The organism is Legionella sp., from assembly GCF_049790535.1.
GTDB lineage: Bacteria > Pseudomonadota > Gammaproteobacteria > Legionellales > Legionellaceae > Legionella.
Map to the genome: position 1 here is coordinate 1 of NZ_JBAQZB010000140.1, position 3,664 is coordinate 3,664.

The following is a 3,664-nucleotide window of genomic DNA, read 5'->3' on the forward strand; positions in this document are numbered from 1 at the left end:
TATGAATTTTCTTGTGAATCTCATAGGAGGATTAGCCGCTTATTCTCTTAAGCCACGAAAACCACAGATAAAAATAAACAAACTGGAACAGATGAAGCCTCAGCTTATCCATAACTGACGTTAATTAGATAATCACTGTAGATGTCTAAAAGATCCGTTTTCATTTTCTTTTGTCCTTACGAAAACAACCGACAAAAGATACGGATTTTTAGAAATTAATCAATAGCCGCTGCGTAAGGTAAGTTACATTAGAGCCTTTTTAAAGACTATTTGTCTTGCTTCAATGGAGCAATTAGAATCCAATAACTATGCTCTAGCACTTAATTCCATTGTATCAGCAATTTTAATAAATTCTGTTTCCCGTCTTGTCTTTTCTGCACTAAAGAAGAAGCTATAACCAGTTAATATTCTGGTTATACCTACAGCAAGACCAACCAAAACTAATGAGGATATTAACATTAAAGCATCAGCTAATAATCGTGGTGCATAATGACGATGTTCAAACTCATGATGCGCACAAACTTTTAATTGTGTCCTTTTTTCTACTGAAGAGAGATTGGATAAAATAATTCTTTCTGCTTCTTCTTGAAAACGCGTTAATGATTTGAGAGCCGAAGTTTGATTCAAACGTACTTGTTGTTGAGCGCAAAACTTACGAAGCGCGATAATATCAGCATTTGATGATCGATTAGGGGTCGGTTGGACCGGTAAAGGTTGTTCCATAGCTGTAACGTTATGGGTATTAGACTCTGCATTTGATGGTTGCAAGACTTGTTGGCTAGATAAAGGATGTTCTGTGCTTAAAGAACTATGAGCACGTTCTAAATCAGCAAATGAAATGATGTTTAAGTTTAAATGATGTCTATCACTATAAGCTTTTAAACGTATGATATTCGTTTCAGTGTCTGTAGCAATAATTTGAATATCCTCACCTAGCTTGAGTGGCTTTTGAGTACGATATTCTTGGCTGTTCATTGAGATAATACGTATATGACGACTTTGGTCATAACATAAAATAATTGGCAAAGGGTTTTCTACCAGATCTGAATCTTCAGCAGATAATATCAATGGTTTTTGAGAGTCCTGAAAAAGGCTTTTTGTTACTAAAAACCGTTTTTCTAATGTTTCTATATAATGAAGTAGCTTGGGGGCTACTCGCTGAAAATCAACTCGTTCATACTTTCCTGTACATTTCTTGTAAAGCATATAATCGAAACTCCAGTAAGTGACGTTACGAACAATGTACTCCCATTGAGTTTCTAGCTGCTTATATTTACTTTGTTCTTTTAGTGGCTCCTCAACGTATTCAAATAATTGTTGAACTTTACAATGCTCTGGAAGGCTAAGTAGCGCAATGATTTTCTGGCAATTCTCAGCTGTTGGGTTATTATAAATCTCTTGTATTGAAACATTGGATTGCTGTAATTTTTTAAGAACTTTTTGCAGAGATAAATGTTCTTCCAGCTCATCTCCTAATGCATTCTCGTCTTTATAAGATAACTCTTTAATTCCTTTTTTTGCCACGATATGAGTTGAAAATAACAAGTACAAATAAAAAATATCCATTGATTGTTGGAAATCTTTTTCTAAAGATTGAATTTCAGGAATGTCTCGAAGATTAATACCAAGTTGCCTTGCGCGTGCAAGGTAAATATTAATAATACTGATGCTAGAGAATAAGCTCCTTGATGGATTAGCGCCATAAAACCGTAAATTGTCTAAGCAATCTTTTTTAGATACTGTTTTATTAGTTTTCGCATAATTGCGTATAACTTTTTTTAATGAATATTCGTTAGAATTATCTTCTCCACTAAGTCTTGCAAAGCATGGTTTACCATCAGCCATAGCCGTACTAAATCCCCCTCGCGTTAGCTCTCCACATAAAGGAGCCAATCCATATTGTTCAAGTATTTCTATTGCTGACATCAATTGAAAATCTATTTGTGTCATTAACGCCAGTGCAGTACTATTAGTTCCGTGAATGTAGGGATTGAAGGCAGGTTCTTTATCATAAGGATTAGAGCATTCAGGAGCTTCTGTATTTAATAATTGCTGAAAATAAAGATCTTGGTTTAATGAATCAAGCATCGCTGCAGAGGCATAATCAGCATGTTCCAATTTTACTTTTTCTTGAACTGAATAATCTTCTTCACCATCCCCTAGACTAAAACTCTCTTTATTGGGTCCTATTAATTGGGTTGGAAAGTAGAGGTCTTTTTGTCGTTTTAATAGCTGCAGCATATGTTTTGCATAATCAAAAAAAACTGAAGCATCTTTATCTTTTGAGTAGGGAAAAACCTCAGCTAATTTTCGCTCAATAAATGCAAAATCAAATGAGCCATTACAACGAATCATATCAAAGCAATCAGCAAGGCTGACAAGCAAGCGCGCATACTGCAAACCGTCAATAACATTCTCATCCAAGTTATAAGAAGCAAGATAATTTGCTAATTTCTGCGGTTTATCTTTTAAAGAAGCAAGGCGAGAAAATAGTGCAGCTAATTGGGGGTTAAGACCATGTTCTTTCAAAAAAAGTTCAATGTAGGTAGCACTTTCACTTTCCCATCTATCTGATCCGTCCCCTTCTCGTGCTGCATCATGCCCCAACCCTACATAACGGATTAAGCAAAAGAGCTCTTCTTCGCTTAAATTACTAAACTTCATTAAAGCTTGTATTTTATTCTGCACTTGATCGGGATACTGTTGTAGGCATAAACGGTGTAACATCACCGTAGACCAAGCTACTCTTGATGCATGCATTGCTCCATGAATTTCTCGTTCAATGTATCCATTCTGAGTATTATTTTTTATCCGTTTCTTTTGTTGCATACCATTTGAGGTAAGCTTAAATGGTTGTAGGTAAGTAAACCCAATCAATAACTGATCAAAATAATACCATCCTTTTGATGAGAGTAAATTAGTGTCATTTAAAGCTATATCTGATTGAGCAAGGCCTGATTTACCCATAATTTCTCCAAAGTAATCGCATAAGATGTTCTCAACTGCAAAATGAATGCAATTAATAAAGGCGCACATTGTATGTTTTTAACTCACAAATGTCAATGTTGTTATTTGTATTTGGATAAGAGCAAATATTCTTGTATTTTTAATACTCAGCTATAAGCTGCAGAAATGTAAGTAGAAAAATTGAGCTCAATAAAGTAAGACAATCCTGATCTTCCTCTCTATTAAATTTTTAGAAGAGTGACTTGAGTTCTAATTCATAAATAAGTCCATTAGAATTATTTTTGAACTATTAGTCTTTGCCCCATAAGAAGTTCATAAAACATGGAATTATGGCTTTATGAATTAAAATTAAATGATTTCAAATTTAGAGCTAAACCATAAAATTGAGCTTATCAAGATGACAATAGGAACGTTTAGATGAACGTTTTTGAAAATTTGTAATAGTTATTATCGAGCCAGGACGCTAAAACCCTTACTGGGCTTGCCTCCACGGGACGGCCTCGAACCGACGACCTAATGATTAACAGTCTTTCAATTATTGGCAAAGTGTTCTGTGTAGAAAATAAGTGTGCAAATAAAGACAACATATTCACTTGACAGGTGGTGTGCGCATAAATCCACGCCTTAATTCGCGTATCCTTCGGTTTATTCGGATGAAAATACTGAAACAATTGCTGCGGTGGCGAATTGGACTCAA

At 35.0% G+C, this 3,664-nt stretch carries 2 protein-coding genes; both read right to left on the minus strand.

The window, feature by feature from the left end; all coding sequences use genetic code 11:
* Nucleotides 1-306: 306 nt before the first annotated feature.
* Entirely contained in the window at nucleotides 307-2,967 is a 2,661-nt protein-coding gene (locus WA877_RS09715; protein WP_425170720.1) for a hypothetical protein, read from the minus strand.
* Between the two features lie 413 nt (nucleotides 2,968-3,380).
* A partial coding sequence (locus WA877_RS09720) for a hypothetical protein (RefSeq protein WP_425170721.1) occupies nucleotides 3,381-3,664 on the minus strand: 284 nt, incomplete at its 5' end.